This window comes from Acetobacter sp. DmW_136 (genome assembly GCF_008690365.1).
Taxonomy (GTDB): domain Bacteria; phylum Pseudomonadota; class Alphaproteobacteria; order Acetobacterales; family Acetobacteraceae; genus Acetobacter; species Acetobacter oryzifermentans.
This window is the reverse complement of the sequence record NZ_VHON01000007.1, coordinates 24,893-39,072: the sequence shown is the minus strand read 5'-3', so window position 1 is coordinate 39,072 and position 14,180 is coordinate 24,893. Positions and strand designations below refer to the sequence as shown.

At 51.7% G+C, this 14,180-nt stretch carries 25 protein-coding genes; 5 read left to right on the top strand and 20 right to left on the bottom strand.

Going from position 1 to position 14,180, the window contains the following annotated elements; genetic code table 11:
* Positions 1 to 31: 31 nt before the first annotated feature.
* The 5 genes from FKW31_RS03200 (at position 32) to FKW31_RS03180 (ending at position 5,325) form a co-directional block, all read left to right on the top strand.
* Complete coding sequence (locus FKW31_RS03200) at positions 32 to 727, top strand: histidine phosphatase family protein (RefSeq protein ID WP_035353066.1); 696 nt, start codon at positions 32 to 34, stop codon at positions 725 to 727.
* A gap of 125 nt (positions 728 to 852) precedes the next feature.
* Positions 853 to 2,310 carry a metalloprotease TldD gene (gene tldD / locus FKW31_RS03195; RefSeq protein ID WP_150177675.1) on the top strand — a complete coding sequence of 486 codons (1,458 nt, stop codon included), beginning with the start codon at positions 853 to 855 and terminating at the stop codon, positions 2,308 to 2,310.
* Positions 2,311 to 2,429: 119 nt separating this feature from the next.
* Positions 2,430 to 3,698 (top strand): tyrosine--tRNA ligase, encoded by a 1,269-nt coding sequence (tyrS, locus tag FKW31_RS03190; protein ID WP_006115601.1) that lies wholly within the window; start codon positions 2,430 to 2,432, stop codon positions 3,696 to 3,698.
* A gap of 21 nt (positions 3,699 to 3,719) precedes the next feature.
* Positions 3,720 to 4,109, top strand: coding sequence for a hypothetical protein (locus tag FKW31_RS03185; protein ID WP_081461414.1), 390 nt, complete (start codon positions 3,720 to 3,722; stop codon positions 4,107 to 4,109).
* Positions 4,110 to 4,233: 124 nt separating this feature from the next.
* Positions 4,234 to 5,325 carry a glycosyltransferase family 4 protein gene (locus FKW31_RS03180; protein ID WP_193562034.1) on the top strand — a complete coding sequence of 364 codons (1,092 nt, stop codon included), beginning with the start codon at positions 4,234 to 4,236 and terminating at the stop codon, positions 5,323 to 5,325.
* Between the two features lie 258 nt (positions 5,326 to 5,583).
* On the opposite strand, the gene FKW31_RS03175 is transcribed toward FKW31_RS03180, so the two are convergent.
* From FKW31_RS03175 to FKW31_RS03080, 20 genes are all read right to left on the bottom strand, one after another.
* The gene (locus FKW31_RS03175; protein ID WP_150177671.1) at positions 5,584 to 6,474 is read right to left on the bottom strand and encodes a site-specific integrase; all 891 of its coding nucleotides are present in this window, start codon (positions 6,472 to 6,474) and stop codon (positions 5,584 to 5,586) included.
* An 8-nt stretch (positions 6,475 to 6,482) separates the two neighbouring features.
* Entirely contained in the window at positions 6,483 to 6,770 is a 288-nt protein-coding gene (locus FKW31_RS16645) for a helix-turn-helix domain-containing protein (RefSeq protein WP_370513043.1), read from the bottom strand.
* Between the two features lie 25 nt (positions 6,771 to 6,795).
* Entirely contained in the window at positions 6,796 to 7,131 is a 336-nt protein-coding gene (locus tag FKW31_RS03165) for a DUF551 domain-containing protein (protein WP_150177667.1), read from the bottom strand.
* Positions 7,124 to 7,363 (bottom strand): hypothetical protein, encoded by a 240-nt coding sequence (locus FKW31_RS03160; RefSeq protein ID WP_150177665.1) that lies wholly within the window; start codon positions 7,361 to 7,363, stop codon positions 7,124 to 7,126. The genes FKW31_RS03165 and FKW31_RS03160 overlap by 8 nt, the downstream gene beginning before the upstream one ends.
* On the bottom strand, positions 7,363 to 7,707 hold the full coding sequence (locus FKW31_RS03155) for a hypothetical protein (protein ID WP_150177663.1): 345 nt from the start codon (positions 7,705 to 7,707) through the stop codon (positions 7,363 to 7,365). The genes FKW31_RS03160 and FKW31_RS03155 overlap by 1 nt, the downstream gene beginning before the upstream one ends.
* Entirely contained in the window at positions 7,704 to 7,946 is a 243-nt protein-coding gene (locus FKW31_RS03150; protein WP_150177661.1) for a hypothetical protein, read from the bottom strand. The genes FKW31_RS03155 and FKW31_RS03150 overlap by 4 nt, the downstream gene beginning before the upstream one ends.
* Entirely contained in the window at positions 7,943 to 8,308 is a 366-nt protein-coding gene (locus FKW31_RS03145) for a hypothetical protein (RefSeq protein WP_150177659.1), read from the bottom strand. Before FKW31_RS03145 ends, FKW31_RS03150 begins: the two co-directional genes overlap by 4 nt.
* A gap of 162 nt (positions 8,309 to 8,470) precedes the next feature.
* Complete coding sequence (locus tag FKW31_RS03140; RefSeq protein WP_150177657.1) at positions 8,471 to 8,665, bottom strand: Lar family restriction alleviation protein; 195 nt, start codon at positions 8,663 to 8,665, stop codon at positions 8,471 to 8,473.
* Positions 8,662 to 9,093: a hypothetical protein gene (locus FKW31_RS03135; protein ID WP_150177655.1), complete on the bottom strand. Its 432-nt coding sequence runs from the start codon at positions 9,091 to 9,093 to the stop codon at positions 8,662 to 8,664. The genes FKW31_RS03140 and FKW31_RS03135 overlap by 4 nt, the downstream gene beginning before the upstream one ends.
* Positions 9,090 to 9,329: a hypothetical protein gene (locus tag FKW31_RS03130; RefSeq protein ID WP_150177653.1), complete on the bottom strand. Its 240-nt coding sequence runs from the start codon at positions 9,327 to 9,329 to the stop codon at positions 9,090 to 9,092. The genes FKW31_RS03135 and FKW31_RS03130 overlap by 4 nt, the downstream gene beginning before the upstream one ends.
* Entirely contained in the window at positions 9,326 to 9,574 is a 249-nt protein-coding gene (locus tag FKW31_RS03125; RefSeq protein ID WP_150177651.1) for a hypothetical protein, read from the bottom strand. The genes FKW31_RS03130 and FKW31_RS03125 overlap by 4 nt, the downstream gene beginning before the upstream one ends.
* Positions 9,559 to 10,161 (bottom strand): 3'-5' exonuclease, encoded by a 603-nt coding sequence (locus tag FKW31_RS03120; RefSeq protein ID WP_150177649.1) that lies wholly within the window; start codon positions 10,159 to 10,161, stop codon positions 9,559 to 9,561. Before FKW31_RS03120 ends, FKW31_RS03125 begins: the two co-directional genes overlap by 16 nt.
* Positions 10,158 to 10,784 (bottom strand): lambda exonuclease family protein, encoded by a 627-nt coding sequence (locus FKW31_RS03115; RefSeq protein ID WP_150177647.1) that lies wholly within the window; start codon positions 10,782 to 10,784, stop codon positions 10,158 to 10,160. The genes FKW31_RS03120 and FKW31_RS03115 overlap by 4 nt, the downstream gene beginning before the upstream one ends.
* Complete coding sequence (locus FKW31_RS03110) at positions 10,781 to 11,539, bottom strand: ERF family protein (protein ID WP_150177645.1); 759 nt, start codon at positions 11,537 to 11,539, stop codon at positions 10,781 to 10,783. The genes FKW31_RS03115 and FKW31_RS03110 overlap by 4 nt, the downstream gene beginning before the upstream one ends.
* Entirely contained in the window at positions 11,539 to 11,733 is a 195-nt protein-coding gene (locus tag FKW31_RS03105) for a hypothetical protein (RefSeq protein WP_150177643.1), read from the bottom strand. Before FKW31_RS03105 ends, FKW31_RS03110 begins: the two co-directional genes overlap by 1 nt.
* Positions 11,730 to 12,083, bottom strand: coding sequence for a hypothetical protein (locus FKW31_RS03100; RefSeq protein WP_150177641.1), 354 nt, complete (start codon positions 12,081 to 12,083; stop codon positions 11,730 to 11,732). The genes FKW31_RS03105 and FKW31_RS03100 overlap by 4 nt, the downstream gene beginning before the upstream one ends.
* Before the next feature lie 77 nt (positions 12,084 to 12,160).
* Positions 12,161 to 12,619: a hypothetical protein gene (locus tag FKW31_RS03095; RefSeq protein WP_193562033.1), complete on the bottom strand. Its 459-nt coding sequence runs from the start codon at positions 12,617 to 12,619 to the stop codon at positions 12,161 to 12,163.
* The gene (locus FKW31_RS03090; protein ID WP_150177639.1) at positions 12,616 to 12,924 is read right to left on the bottom strand and encodes a hypothetical protein; all 309 of its coding nucleotides are present in this window, start codon (positions 12,922 to 12,924) and stop codon (positions 12,616 to 12,618) included. The genes FKW31_RS03095 and FKW31_RS03090 overlap by 4 nt, the downstream gene beginning before the upstream one ends.
* Positions 12,924 to 13,148 (bottom strand): hypothetical protein, encoded by a 225-nt coding sequence (locus FKW31_RS03085; RefSeq protein ID WP_150177637.1) that lies wholly within the window; start codon positions 13,146 to 13,148, stop codon positions 12,924 to 12,926. Before FKW31_RS03085 ends, FKW31_RS03090 begins: the two co-directional genes overlap by 1 nt.
* Entirely contained in the window at positions 13,148 to 13,834 is a 687-nt protein-coding gene (locus FKW31_RS03080; protein WP_150177635.1) for a hypothetical protein, read from the bottom strand. The genes FKW31_RS03085 and FKW31_RS03080 overlap by 1 nt, the downstream gene beginning before the upstream one ends.
* Between the last annotated feature and the right edge of the window lie 346 nt (positions 13,835 to 14,180).

Below are 14,180 nucleotides of genomic sequence, written 5' to 3'. Positions count from 1 at the left end.
TCACAAGTTAGCTGGCCGCACAACACACTTTATGAACGAAATAAGAGACCTTCCCAAAGTTTTACCTTCATCTCAGGATCATTTTCTGGATGGCCCTAAATTGGCACCGGGTATTACGCGTTTTTGGCTGATCCGCCACGCATTGGTGGAAGAAAATGCCCGTATGTGCATGTACGGCGCAATGGATGTGCCTTTGTGCCCCGATAGCCTTATTGCACAACGCCCTATGTATCGGGCTTTGGCAGAACGCCTGCCTAAGCCAGCACATTGGCTTGTAAGCCCGTTATCTCGCACACAACGCACAGCGCAGGCCGTGCAGGAAGCTGGCTATGGCCCCGCCAAGCTGACAGTAGAGCCAGATCTGATTGAACAGAATCTGGGCTCATGGCAGGGCCTGCCTTATGAGGAACTGCCCCAGTATCTTAATCTTGCACCGCATCCGTTCTGGGCTGTTGGGGCAACAGAATGTCCGCCAGAGGGTGAAAGCATGATTGATGTCTGCGCGCGCGTGGGCCGCTTGCTGGACAGGCTGGCAGAAAAATATGCGCAGCAGGATATTATAGCGGTAACGCATGGTGGCGTAGTGCGTGCGGCATTGGCCCATGCCTTGCGCATTCATGCGGAAACAGCACTTCATTTTTCCGTGCAGAATCTGGCGCTAACCATTCTGGAACGTTTGGACGTGGGCTGGCGCGTTGTAACTGTAAATGAATTGCCTGGCGTATAAGCCGGGCCCAGCCAAAATTACTACGGAAAAGCCAGCCATGCCGGGTTTACGTGGCGGTTTAACTTCCTATGTTTTGTGTATGCGCCATTACGGTGTGGCCATTTCTTCCTGAAGGGTTGTCGTGCATGTCTTCTTCCTCTCAGCATCCGGGTGCTCTCGCCGTTACGGACCAGCTGTTTTTTCATCGCCCAAATGCACAACTGCATAAAGATGATGCGGAAAAGCTGACAAAAACGGCATTGGCCGGAATGGAGGATGGTGAACTTTTTCTGGAATACAGAGAAAGTGAAGGCATTGCATTGGACGATGGTGTTATCCGTTCGGCATCCTTTAATACCAGCAGCGGATTCGGTCTGCGCGCTGTATTGGGGGAAGAAACGGGTTTTGCCCATTCGGATGAACTCAGCCGGTCTTCCTTATTGCGTGCTGTAGATGCTGTAAGCGCCGTGCGTGCCGGACGCTCAGGCCAGATGGCATCACCGCCACGGGCCACCAACCAGCGGCTTTACACAGACGCCAACCCGCTGGGTGATAGCGATTTTGCAACACGTTCTGGCCTGCTTTCAAAAATAGATGCCTATGCGCGAGGCAAAGATAATCGTGTGGTGCAGGTTATGGCCTCCCTTTCGGGGGAATGGCAGGCTGTGCAGATCATGCGGGCCGATGGCACACGTGCGGCAGATTTGCGTCCCTTGGTGCGGCTGAATGTCTCTGTTGTGGTGGAACATGATGGCAAGCGTGAAAGCGGAAGTTACGGGCTAGGTGGCCGGTATGAGATCAACCGCTTGCTGAATGAAGAAACATGGCAGGGCGCTGTGGATGAAGCGTTGCGGCAAGCATTGGTTGCATTAGAAGCACAACCCGCACCAGCAGGTGCCATGGAGGTTGTGTTAGGCGCAGGTTGGCCCGGCATTTTGCTGCATGAGGCCGTTGGCCACGGGTTGGAGGGGGATTTCAACCGCAAAGGCACATCCGTATTTGCTGGGCGCATCGGTAAGCGTGTGGCTTCCCCCGGCGTTACGGTTGTGGACGATGGATCTCTACCCGACCGGCGCGGCAGCCTGACTATTGATGATGAAGGCACGCCCACAGGCCGCACCGTGTTGATTGAAGACGGTATTTTGCAGGGGTACCTGCAGGACAGGCTGAATGCACGCTTGATGGGCATGGCGCCTACAGGAAATGGGCGTCGCCAGTCATACGCGCATATGCCTTTGCCGCGCATGACCAACACCATCATGCAGCCCGGGTCTTCTACAACGGAGGAAATGATCTCCTCCGTAAAGCGTGGCCTGTACGCGGTGCACTTTGGGGGTGGGCAGGTGGATATCACCTCAGGCAAGTTTGTGTTTGCCGCATCTGAAGCTTATCTGATCGAAAATGGCCGTGTAACGGCGCCTGTAAAAGGTGCTACCCTGATTGGAAGCGGGGCGGAGGCCATGACACAGGTTTCCATGATTGGCGGCAATCTGGAGCTAGACCCCGGTATCGGCACCTGCGGTAAAGCTGGGCAAGGCGTGCCGGTTGGGGTGGGCCAGCCTGCCCTTAAAATGACTGGCCTGACCGTAGGCGGCACAGCTTAAGGCTTTTTTCAGCCAAATGCTTTTGGGCTGAGTGTTTCTGTTCTCTGCTCTCTCATGCTAGAGCGTCTGTCTGCTGGTTCTGCCCTGCAGACAGGGGCCGGAGAGAAGGGACAGGATAAATGGTCGAGAACGGGTTTAAGAGTTCTTTCATGCGGGAGGCCGCTGCACGCGGCTTTATTTTCCAGTGCACGGATGCCGATGCGCTGGATGCGCTGATGGCAGAAAAATCCGTGGCGGCCTATATCGGGTTTGATCCTACGGCAGATAGCCTGCACGTTGGCAGCCTTATCCAGATTATGATGTTACGGCTGTTGCAAAAACACGGCCACCGGCCAATAGCGCTGGTGGGTGGCGGCACAGCCCGTATTGGTGATCCATCCTTCCGGGAAGAAGCCCGGAGGTTGATGACGGAAGATATCATTCAGACCAATCTGGCCGGTATAGAAGGTTGCTTGCGCCAGTTCCTCACCTTTGGTTCTGGTGCATCAGAAGCAGTGCTTGTGAACAATGCAGATTGGCTGGACAAGCTGGCCTATATTGACCTGCTGCGTGATGTGGGGGTGCATTTTTCCATCAATCGCATGCTGGCGTTTGATTCCGTAAAAAATCGCCTTGAGCGCGAGCAGGGGCTGACATTTCTGGAATTCAACTATTCCATTCTTCAGTCTTACGATTTCCGTGAATTGAACCGCCGCATGGATGTCGTGTTGCAGCTTGGCGGGTCAGATCAATGGGGCAACATTATTTCTGGTGTGGAACTGGTGCGCCGCACAGACCAGAAGAGCGTTATGGGGCTAACTACACCACTGCTTACAACGGCATCTGGCGCCAAAATGGGCAAGACAGCCAACGGTGCCGTGTGGCTTTCTGAAAAACGTTTACCAGTGTTTGATTACTGGCAGTTCTGGCGCAACACGGAAGATGCAGATGTAGGCCGTTTTCTGCGGCTGTTTACCGAACTACCGCTTGAAGAATGTGCACGTCTGGAAGCCCTGCAAGGCGCGGAAATTAACGAAGCCAAGAAAGTTCTGGCAACAGAAGCAACGGCTCTATGTCATGGACGCAATGCGGCCTTGGCTGCGGCAGAAGCTGCCCGCCAGACGTTTGAAGAAGGCCGCGTAGCTGCGGCAGATCTGCCGGTGCATGAAGTGGCAGAGGCCGATATGGCCGCAGGCATTCCAGTTTTTCGCCTGTTTGCAGAAGCAGGGTTGGTTAAAACAAATGGGGAAGCTCGGCGTTTGGTACGAGGTGGCGGGGCGCGCCTTAATAATGATGTGATACAAGATGAAAATAGGCTGATTACACAGCAGGATATGGTGGATGGAGCCATCAAACTTTCTGCTGGTAAAAAACATCATGTTCTGGTGAAGGTTGGGGGTTCAGCCTGATAGACCGATAAGGAGGCTACCGTGAAAAAACTGGCGTTAAAACTGTCTGCTTTGGGGCTGTTGTGCAGCCTAAGCGCATGTGGTGGCCCCTATTATGGTGATGGCGGCCTGTATTATCCATACGGGTATTCAGGCTATGGCCCCGTATATGATGATTATTATGGTTATGGCCGTTGGGGCGGTGGTGGCCGAGGCCCGCGGCCTCGCCCAGGTTTTGGCCCCGGTGGCCGACCCGGTGGGCATGGTGGCCCCGGTGGCTTTGGCCCTGGCCCACGCCCAGGCGGTGGTGGTGGTCGCCCACCAGGTGGTGGCCCTGGCGGCCCCGGAGGCGGCGGTCGTCCCGGTGGTGGTGGTCCGGGTGGTCATGGCGGTCCCGGTGGCGGTGGTGGCCCTGGTGGTGGTCACAGATAATCTTGCCAAGGCAGCATTTTTCAAAGTTTGAAGGTGCTGCCTTTTTACTGGAAACAATTTTTTGCTTACCTAATCAGTTCTGAACAGATGGGTTTTAGTGTTTCTCTGCGCAGGAGCTGATGGCGTGCTGTACCCTAAAAAAATTGCCTACGTTATTAACTCGCTAGAAGGTGGTGGCACGGGTGCTATGGTGCCTTCCATTACGGGTTTTTTTCGTGCGCGTGGGTGTGATGTTGGCGTTTTTGTGCTGACCCCACGGGATAAACGGGCAGAGCCAGCGCTCCAAGCTGCGGGGCTGGATATACACATTAGAGAAGGTGGAGAAAGCGATCATCTCCAAGCATATTTATGGTTACGCCGTAAACTGGCTGCGTGGCAACCCACCCAGATTTGGACGTCTTTAACACGCTCTACTTTGATCGGGCAGCAAGTTGGGCGCAGCTTGCGGGTGCCGGTTATCAGTTGGCAACACAATGCGTTTTTGAAACCGGGAAATATTCGTCTTTTACGGGCAGCCAAATCGCTTTCAAAATTATGGGTATGTGATTCGGAATGCGTGGCAGATATTACGCGCGCACGCCTCAAACTGTCGGCAAATAAAGTTATGTCTTGGCCGGTTTTTCAAGCTTTGCCGGATATTCAGCCAGCACAGCCTTGGACGCAGGGAGAGGTGATTCGTGCAGGCTCACTTGGGCGGCTGCATGTTGCCAAAGGTTACGATATTCTCTGCACAGCCCTTAAGCGCCTTCAGGCCTATACATCCTTGCCTGCGTTTGAAGTGACTGTTGCAGGAGAAGGGCAGGAGCGGGCTCATCTTGAGCAGATGGCAAAAGAATTAAAGCTCACGAATATTCGTTTTTCAGGCTTTGCATCTTCATCGCAGGATTTTCTATACACCCAGCATCTTTATCTTCAGCCATCTCGGCGCGAAGGGTTCTGTATCGCCATGCATGAGGCCATGCAGGCAGGCTTGCCTGTTATTGGCAGTGATGTGGGGGAGATGGATCGGTCTATTGTAGAAAATGTAACCGGGTGGAAGGTGCCGCCAGAAAACCCGATTATGTTGGCCGATACATTGGCAACAGTTCTTGCGCAGCCACGGCAGCTTGCTGAGGTTGGTCAGAACGCAAGGCAATTTGTGCTGGAAAAGTTCAGTAAAGAGAAGTTTTTTGAAAATGGAGATGCCATTTTCCGGCATCTGGCAAGGCAGATTTAAGGTGGTAAGGGTGGCCACCTTAAAGGCGAACAGCTTCCTGTTTTGCACAACGCAGCACAGAAACAGCAATTCTTATAAAGTATTAAGGGAGAGACTGGTGCTGCTGGACAGGATTGAACTGTCGACCTCTCCCTTACCAAAACTCTATTGGCCGCTCAAAACTGCCATTTTGGGATAATAAAAATGCCAAAAAACGGCAGTTTCGCAAAATGGAAATGATGTTTTCTCGTCCTCTGGCCGAGCATAAAACACCGATTCTCACCCGGTAAATCCTGATAGTGCGGTCGCGGCCTTGCGGAGCCAATCAGGGCTATGATGGCCGTAGACCCTCTCTATCATATCCACGCTATTGCCCAGGAATTTGGCGACCATCTCAAACGGCACGCCCTGCATTACCATCCATGTAGCGCAGGTGTGCCGCAAAGTATGAGGGGTCACATCTTTAAGTCCTGCCGCCTTGACGCGCTCACGGAAGGCGTGGCGGATGCTGGCCACAGGGCCACCTCTAAATTCAATCACATAATCGCGGGTACGAATCGTCGCGGCGTCCCATAGGACGGCTCGCAGCTCTGGTATGATCGGTACGATTGCTCGCTTTTTGTTGCCAGAGCCAGCACCGTAATTGATGACATTTCGCTCGAAATCAACCTGCCCCCATTGCAACTCCAGAATCGCGCTTGTACGTGCACCAGTGTACAGAGCAAGTTGAATGAAAAGGCGGACGTGAGGCGTCTCCGTGACTTCCACAAGTCTTTTAGCTTCAGCGCGCGTGAGCCACCTTTCTTTTGGCTGAGGCGATGGTGGGGCTTCTACTTTAGGAGCTGTCTGTATCCAGCGCTCATTGACAGCCCAACGTAGGGCGGCGCGTAGAGTGACAATCTCCTTAATAATTGTGCCATCACTCAACGGCTTGCCGTGTCCAGTTGCGCCTCGGCGTCCTTGGGCGCGTCTTTTCTGCGCATATTTCCGGCTGACCTGAGTGGTAATGTGAGCTGGCCGGAGATCGCCAAAATGCTCGTTGAGGGCAGCGCACGCATATTGTATTGAGGAGATATTCCGGACGCGCCCGGTGCGATCCTGTATGTAGCCATCCAAAATATCAGATATAATCGGGCATTCAGGGGCGGCTGGTGAATCTACACCAGCCATAAACTGCCTTAGTGCGCGTTTTGCCTCTTCCCGATCTGTTGTCCCAAGCGAAAGGCGCTTGCTTTGTTTACCGTCCCACCATTGGACGTAGTATTTCCCGCCACGGTTGCAGAGGCTGTATGTGGGGGTATCTGACTTGGGGCGTGACACTGTGTGCTCTCGTAATCGTAAACAGCAGTAGGTTGGACTCGGTAGCGTGACCCAATTCGTATTGCTCTTAACTGCCCACGTTTAATGATATTTAGGACAGTTTGAGATGACACAGACCATCGCTCAGCAACATCTGACACGCTCATCATTTTAGGCGGTAACGATAACGCTTCACCCATTCCCGCCTCCTGTCGGTGGAGCGGGCAGGGGTTGCCAGTGGGTTGGCTCATCCTTGAGGCGCAACATATTTGTTGTTTCTCTCCATGCCCCCAATTCATAAGAAACCACATCTGCGCCAATAAATTTCATCGGAACGAGAATATGGGTTCCGTCCTGTGGAGCCGTCTCAATCGGCCTCCAAGCCGCCGCGTCTGCTGCTGCGAGGGCGATGCGGGCATCTTCATAATAGTCTGCCCTGGTTTCATCGTCGGCGTCTCGAGGCCACTCTAAACCAACGGTGTTTTCGTATAGAGCCCGCGCAGCCGCCTCAATCCGTGGGTCAGTCATTTTTATTTTCCTGATTGCAGTTTTCGCAAGGTATTCCACGCTTTACGGCTGTGACATTTTCCATCCAAACCCAATCGCTTTCCCAGCCGCATTTATGGCATTTGAACTGAGCAATCTGCGTCAGATTTCTGTCGTGGGGAATGCAATCACCAATCCCCACATCAATCATATGAGCTAAAAAACGGCGTGGCGCTCTGGGTTTTTTGAAACCAAATAGGTCAGGATTTGCCATCACCCCACCTCCCGCGCTGCGTCGATGGCTGCCCTGATTGTTTCAGCACTACCGATAACGCGTTCTTTTGGATCGGCCATGTAGTGCTCTATAATATCGCAATAGGTATCTGCATCTCCGGTGTCTGCGATTGGCTCTGCTCTAAACCGCACATCGCAACAGCCACTACCCAGAAAATCCAACCGCTCACTATCGCGCCCGATCTCCGTTCGTATGCGTAGTTCTGCTTCTCTGATATGTGATTCTATCCACATTTTTAGGATTTCTATGGAATAATCTGGGCGACACACAGGCTTTTTTAGTGCGTCAACGAGTTCGTTAATCTGCTCCTCTCTCGTTCTCATGACGCGGTTTCTCCTGTTAGGATTTCATATTCTCTTGGAGGCCAATTATCACGATACCAATTACTGATTTCCCATTTGCGTTTTTCGCTGATATATACGTGTAATATGCAAACCACGGGGAAAAGAAATGGCCCCAATATTACCCCTATAAATGCTGCTTTCATTTCCGCTTTATCGTCTATAACCGCCACTAAAATCCATAGTGTGGTGGCGTACCATGCCCATAGAAAATAGATCATGACGCAGATCCTAGGTTGCGGATTTCACTCTCAGCAGTTTTCAGGGCATGGCGCGCCACTATTCCATGCCTCTCTGCCTTGGCGTATTCGCTAACTTTATCTGCGCACCGCTCCCGTTCCGCCGCCAGCATCTCGTTTATCTGCGCAGGGGTAAGGGCTGGAGCATAATATCCCCAGTCCATACTGACTATTTCTAGTGGCGTGAGATAGCCAATCTCTGTACAGTAATGCTCCTGTTGATGATCCCAAAAAACTAATTTTAGAGATTTTCTTCTTTTATTATCCAGAACATGCCGAGCAGAAACATCAGGAAACATCGGCACACCGGGGCGATTTGGGTCGGGCCAGTTGGTATCAGTCATTTTTCCATGCCTCCGGGTCAGCAGATGTAGCGGGTATGCCGTGCTTATTTTCGATTACGTCATTTATGCCCCGGTCTGGGCAGCAATTCACTGCTCCGCGTGCAAGAGCAGCAATCCGATTTGTTTCTGATGATCCGCAGCCGCGGCAATATTTTTCATGTTTCACGCCTCCTCTCCTGCGCGGGTGTTCCATGCGGTGATGGCCTCAATCCGTGACTTCTTAAGCGGCCCTTCGGCATCACAATTTTCGCAAGAGACCCAGTTGTTAAGTACCAATGCGCTGACTTCATCCGTAACTGTTGCAACCAACCGGTGTGCGTCTCCACAAAACGGACAAGCTTTCAATCCCTCGCTCATGCGTCCGGGCCTTTCAGGGCTTTGCGGGCGATGTTTTCACGGTCGAACATTTCAGGTGTCGCTCCCAAAATACCAACCTGGTTAATTGCCTCAGATGCTTCGTAATACTCCCGCAACCGCACAATCTCTGCATCACGCTGGGCGAGGGCAGCGAGGGCGCATGGCATTTCAGTAATGGTTTCTTGAGCAAGAAGATCAGATTTTGCATGCATGGCAAATACTCCCCCCTCCCAAGTAGTCTTCAGCGCCTTTCTAATTCCTGCTGAAATAAGTTTGTGGATAATTCCACTAATTTCTCCACTCACAACAGGCGTACCAATAGCGAGTAGATTTTCATTCCCCGAACCATTGGGGTTATAAAGTTTCATGATCTGCACATCACTCAACGGCAGCCGGATGAAAACGCCTGTGGGTTTCTGGTTGGTCATTCTGAAACTCCTATGTCGTAGACAATTCCAGATCGAACCCGAAATTTTGAACCATTCTCGCTAGTAGTTCCTAGCAATTCAAAATCAGCAACAGTCATTATAAAAGGTTTGCTGTTGGGGCGTCTAACCATCGCATACCCCGCAATTTCACCCATTTTTTTGATAGGCCCTCCCTCATCAAACCTAACTGTTATAGGCGTAGGTGCTTTTGTTATGACTTTTGGGTAAATACTCATTCGCCTTCTCCCGGTATCACTTCGCGGGCATTCATCAAATCTAATGTATCTTCGGAATGTGAAAGGAAATGCCCTTCCAACGTCCAACAATCGGGGGTGTCATCATCATTTATGATACCGACGATAGGGAACGCGTGGCCGCCAGCACTCCGCGTTATAATTCGCACTGACTGTCCATCCCGCGTGCAGAACGGCCCTTTATGATCAGGCGTGTAGGGGCCGAGGATTTTTAGTTTTTTGGCCATGCTGCGGCTCCTTTTACATCCCGCAGATGGAAGAACAGACGAGCGCAGGCTCGAACATCTACCATTGCATCATGTGCGCCTATCAGTTCTTCATTGAAGAAATGCTTGACGCACTCTTCCAGTTTTGGGGCCTTGGGTTTATTTATCCCTGCGGCAATCATGCGCTCTGTCGGTGGTAGATTTACCAGCGGAGCGGATGCATCCATTGTGCAGAACTTCTCACCCAGCAGGCGCCAACCGCGCGGGACACGTGCAAACATAATGTCGATGATCTGCACATCGAATTTGATATTGTGCGCGACAAGCAAGTCGGCCTTTTTGGTTAGATCATAGAAGGCCGCTGCGGCTATCGCTTCACGCACACCGCAACGCTGCGCCATTTCCGTTGTGATTCCATGAACCCTTGCTGCGGCCTCCGGTATCTCCCATCCATCGGGGTGGACGATCAGGTTCAGGCTTGCGCGTTCCGTTCCATCATCTTCTGTCAGCAGGGCTGCAAGCTGCACGCAATGCGGCTGCCGGTCGGAATTAAAGGGAGTGTACCGGTCTGGAAGTCCAGTTGTCTCTGTATCAAAAAAGAGGATCACGCAGCCATCCCTTCAATCTGAGCTGCACGAACTTTGTGCAGCATTTCCATTTTCATTTCGTGAAAGTCTTTGAGAGCCTGAGATAACTTCTTCAGGAATGGTTCATCTCGATATGTTCGCTCGATATAGATTGGTAATTCATCGCTATATGAAACGCGATCATTCCACTCCCGCTCAGCGAAAAGTAACTGCCCTTGGGCTTGAATGTAGTAATCCTTTTCAAAACCCATAGTCATGTACAGGATGTGATTAGTAGGCATCGGGCATTTGATTTCCACAAGTCCATCAACACCGACCAGACGGTCTGGGCTTACTCCAATCGTGCTGTCATCATTTGTGATAAATCCAACCCGTTCTGTCTTGAGGTCTGTCGCAAATTCATAAGCCAATGCAGCAGTGGGCTCTAGTTCATGCCCGCGCTGCACCGCTTCAACATGCGACAGATCCTTATCCATTGATCGTCCGAGAACAATCTCAGCGACTAGGCGCGCTGCATACCTCTTTGCTTGATCGGATGGTTTCCCAGTCTTAGTCAGGATCAGGGAAAATTCTGATGCTGTCGGTATACCAAGGCGCAAGTCATGCCATGCCTGCGAACCCTGTTCTACATTATGGATTTTCATTTGCTGCTCCCGTTTATTTTTTGCAGCAGCTTCGTCTTGGCATGACCAAATGCATTTTCAGGCATCCCATCCAATGTTTTGCAGTGGAAATATGCGAGAAATGCTGACGTATTGGCTCCAGACTTTTGCAAAAGGCCCACAAGCTCATCTTTTTGCTCTGGTGTGATTAACTTTATTTCCTGTTTTTGCGGGGTATATGCGCCGTCATTATCCTCGTTTGTACGGACAATGTTGAGCAACATTTCTGCGCAGTACCGTTTGCCGTAAGAAATAGTTGAACCTCGCGCCTGAACTTCCGTTCTTCCGGGCCCATTATCAATGGGCAATTCCATGGATGATTCCTGAAACTGGCCGTTGGCATGCGTTATCCTGCCAATGACACGGATATAATTTCCTTCTGTTCTCTCTGTGGTAAAAGACAGACGCAGGCCGTGGCGCAACAATACGGGGCGGATGGCACTATCCATATCTTCCCAGCGCGCAAACCTATACGAACCTTTGCCATTCATTTCTTTGATGCCAGCCTTAAAAATTTGCGGCATTTCACCCATAGCGGCAGACATGGCCTCACTAAATTCTTTGCGATCATCTATTTCCATGACCTGCTTTTTCATATCCAGCAGCGCACGGAGCTTTTCCACATCGCATTGAGGGTTGCTGGCCGCTTGAGTGATAATGGAAAGAAGCTGATCACCTTGGTCTGGTGCGACCATTTGTTTTTGCGCCTCCTGAGGGCGTGTCATAACTTCATTCATCACGCAGCCTCCAGCTTACGAAACGGATGCACACGCCGCACCGCTTCCACCGCATCGCGGTGCTGCAATTCTAGGCGCACGTATTCGCGCGTCAGGTTGGAAAGCGCTCGCATTGCAATGTCGCGTTTTTCATGCGGGATATGTTGCAGGAGTAGCGAGTGCACGGCTGCCTCATGCTCGTTCCACGCGCTCATACATCTTCTCCTGCGGCAATCTCAGCATGGCGCACATCGTCTGTTTCGACTTCTTCGGCCATAGCCTCTAGGGCAGGAGCAACGTCCAGGCAGGACATTCCTGTGCAGTGTGCACCATCGACATCTGCTTCTGTGTTCGCGTAATTCAGGAGCGCGACTTCTTTTGAAATCTTGCTTGCTGCATCACGAAGAATGGATGCGATACGGTTAAGACTTTTTGCATCCTGTGAAGCTTTATGACCCGCAAAGCTATTCTTGCGCTGGAAAACTTTAGGTGCTGCATACGGGCTGATACCAATCCCGCCGCGCATCCCATCTGGGTAACCGCCCATTGTCATTGATTGTGACATTACTTACTCCTGTATGGAGAAACATTCGGCCAATGCGGCCACAAGACCCGGCCCGCGAGCCGGGAAGTGCGGGGGCATCAATCGGTAATCTTCGTGTAAGTGAAGGCCCCACGCTCTTTGTTGCCATAAAGCGTTAGGTCGCGATGCCCGAATGTGCCGTCTCCAAGCGCATCAATGATGTCCTGCGCGGTTACAGGGCCTTCGTATTTCCCCCTGTACACCATCGTGCTTCCGGAACTGGCATCATAGTCGTAGTCATATATGCGCTTGCCATTGCCGAGATTTTTGGATGGGTTTTTGCAATAAAGCTTAGAGCCAATGCCGATCGACCGGAGCGCCATAATGGGCATTTGCTGCCGCTCATCTTCTTGCTCCCGTTCTCTGCATGTGTCGCAGATCAGAAATGAAGAAGTGCAGATGCTACATGGCGCACAAAGATGGCAACGGCACTCTCCTTCTGGATAGCTGAATACGAGATGTCCAGAGCAGCCAGCGTTGGGGCATTTGCTGCCTTCTTCCCATACAAATTTTGTCATGATGTTTCACCACTCGCTTTAGCGAGGGCGGCACGAGCCTCCACGATGAGCACAGAATTTTGGTGTATGTTGAATCCGTTATGTGTGGCTGTAATGATGTTATCCAAAGCCTCATAAAGCTCAGGCGCGGCGCCGATTAGGCGGGCGTTGGCCACTTGTTCGACCTGAGAAATTCCGCCGATATGTTCCGCATCATGGATATGGCAAATTCCTCCTCTATATTTATTTGAGACAGGCTCAACTTCCCAAAAATTCCCGTTGTCGAAGGGACCCCACACCCCCGGCGTAAACTTGGCTTCGCCCATCACACACCCACCATCATCGCGATAACGCCAGCCATTGCCATATCCAGAAAAGCCACGACCTTGAGGCCTGTATCCGTGCAAAGTGCCGCAAACATTAGGGTGTAGAAAAACGCAAAGAATACGATGCACTGACCGAGAATGGTGTATTTCAGGAAATCATAAATATCCCGCGCACCGCTTCCGATGCGTTCTGGGATGCCATCTTTATGGAGTGTCCCGGACATTATGCGGCCTCCGCTTCAACGGCGTTTCCGCTATCATCAATCTTGTACCAAATTCCTGATTTAATGCCGTCCTCGCCTACATATATTGCTGTAAAGCGCGTACGCTTTCCGTCATGCCATGCAATGCAGGCTGATCCGTTTTCTCCGAGTTTCACACGGGAGTTAATTCCCGCTGATGCAACAACGGAGTTTTCTCCCGATGCGCCAATCCGGGCATTGTAGCCACTGGAGCCAATCTGGGCATCGTCGCCACTGGAGCCAATCCGGGCATTGTAGCCACTGGAGCCAATCTGGGCATCGTCGCCACTGGAGCCAATCTGGGCATCGTCGCCACTGGAGCCAATCCGGGCATAGTTGCCACTGGAGCCAATCTGGGCATTGTAGCCACTGGAGTTGGCATCTATCTCAGCATCTTCCGTCAATTTGATAATGGCATTGATATCAGACGCGATAATTTCCGAAGAAAATGCCTTGTCAAAAACCTTACTGGATAACCAGCGAGCATCTTCGTAGCGTTTATCGGCATAAAGTGCGGTCAGTGTTTCGCCGTATTCTGCGCCCTGCGGGAATTTATCGCTAAACCATGATTTTCCATCCTGACACGCTCCCCACTTGCGGAGCATCGTCAGCGTAATCATTGCCGTGTTTGTTTCTTCGGGAGCCGTCTGCTCGACTGTATCGGTCATTGCCCATCGCCTGTTCGGTTGTGATGGGACATATATGTCTCATTATGAAGCGTAGCGCAAGGACAAAAATGTCCCATATCAGACAAAAAATATCCCGCCCAGTTACGGGCGGGATAAAAATGGGCCTGATTACCGTTGGGGAGCGTAAGCCATCATGCGTTCTACACCAAACCACCTAGCTACAGAGAGGAGCGAGAAAGCCTGCCTAGTAATGTCGATCACGTAGTAAGGAATGCGTTTCATATGGCCATACCCTCTTATTGGATAAGAGAAGGTTGGCAGGTGAGTGTGCCCGCGAATGGGCGAGAAAAGGGCAGGGATTGGGCGAAAAATCCCAACAAACCGC

What these genes read in the sequence shown, in the direction of transcription:
- FKW31_RS03105 (WP_150177643.1), bottom strand. Translation starts at nt 11,733, where the DNA reads ATGAGCGCGTGGAACGAGCATGAGGCAGCCGTGCACTCGCTACTCCTG.
- FKW31_RS03150 (WP_150177661.1), bottom strand. Translation starts at nt 7,946, where the DNA reads ATGATCTATTTTCTATGGGCATGGTACGCCACCACACTATGGATTTTA.
- FKW31_RS03085 (WP_150177637.1), bottom strand. Translation starts at nt 13,148, where the DNA reads ATGTCCGGGACACTCCATAAAGATGGCATCCCAGAACGCATCGGAAGC.
- FKW31_RS03135 (WP_150177655.1), bottom strand. Translation starts at nt 9,093, where the DNA reads ATGACCAACCAGAAACCCACAGGCGTTTTCATCCGGCTGCCGTTGAGT.
- FKW31_RS03200 (WP_035353066.1), top strand. Translation starts at nt 32, where the DNA reads ATGAACGAAATAAGAGACCTTCCCAAAGTTTTACCTTCATCTCAGGAT.
- FKW31_RS03155 (WP_150177663.1), bottom strand. Translation starts at nt 7,707, where the DNA reads ATGAGAACGAGAGAGGAGCAGATTAACGAACTCGTTGACGCACTAAAA.
- FKW31_RS03125 (WP_150177651.1), bottom strand. Translation starts at nt 9,574, where the DNA reads ATGGCCAAAAAACTAAAAATCCTCGGCCCCTACACGCCTGATCATAAA.
- FKW31_RS03165 (WP_150177667.1), bottom strand. Translation starts at nt 7,131, where the DNA reads ATGACTGACCCACGGATTGAGGCGGCTGCGCGGGCTCTATACGAAAAC.
- FKW31_RS03090 (WP_150177639.1), bottom strand. Translation starts at nt 12,924, where the DNA reads ATGGGCGAAGCCAAGTTTACGCCGGGGGTGTGGGGTCCCTTCGACAAC.
- FKW31_RS03100 (WP_150177641.1), bottom strand. Translation starts at nt 12,083, where the DNA reads ATGTCACAATCAATGACAATGGGCGGTTACCCAGATGGGATGCGCGGC.
- FKW31_RS03080 (WP_150177635.1), bottom strand. Translation starts at nt 13,834, where the DNA reads ATGACCGATACAGTCGAGCAGACGGCTCCCGAAGAAACAAACACGGCA.
- tyrS (WP_006115601.1), top strand. Translation starts at nt 2,430, where the DNA reads ATGGTCGAGAACGGGTTTAAGAGTTCTTTCATGCGGGAGGCCGCTGCA.
- FKW31_RS03140 (WP_150177657.1), bottom strand. Translation starts at nt 8,665, where the DNA reads ATGAGCGAGGGATTGAAAGCTTGTCCGTTTTGTGGAGACGCACACCGG.
- tldD (WP_150177675.1), top strand. Translation starts at nt 853, where the DNA reads ATGTCTTCTTCCTCTCAGCATCCGGGTGCTCTCGCCGTTACGGACCAG.
- FKW31_RS03110 (WP_150177645.1), bottom strand. Translation starts at nt 11,539, where the DNA reads ATGAATGAAGTTATGACACGCCCTCAGGAGGCGCAAAAACAAATGGTC.
- FKW31_RS03145 (WP_150177659.1), bottom strand. Translation starts at nt 8,308, where the DNA reads ATGACTGATACCAACTGGCCCGACCCAAATCGCCCCGGTGTGCCGATG.
- FKW31_RS16645 (WP_370513043.1), bottom strand. Translation starts at nt 6,770, where the DNA reads ATGAGCGTGTCAGATGTTGCTGAGCGATGGTCTGTGTCATCTCAAACT.
- FKW31_RS03175 (WP_150177671.1), bottom strand. Translation starts at nt 6,474, where the DNA reads ATGGCTGGTGTAGATTCACCAGCCGCCCCTGAATGCCCGATTATATCT.
- FKW31_RS03115 (WP_150177647.1), bottom strand. Translation starts at nt 10,784, where the DNA reads ATGAAAATCCATAATGTAGAACAGGGTTCGCAGGCATGGCATGACTTG.
- FKW31_RS03130 (WP_150177653.1), bottom strand. Translation starts at nt 9,329, where the DNA reads ATGAGTATTTACCCAAAAGTCATAACAAAAGCACCTACGCCTATAACA.
- FKW31_RS03095 (WP_193562033.1), bottom strand. Translation starts at nt 12,619, where the DNA reads ATGACAAAATTTGTATGGGAAGAAGGCAGCAAATGCCCCAACGCTGGC.
- FKW31_RS03160 (WP_150177665.1), bottom strand. Translation starts at nt 7,363, where the DNA reads ATGGCAAATCCTGACCTATTTGGTTTCAAAAAACCCAGAGCGCCACGC.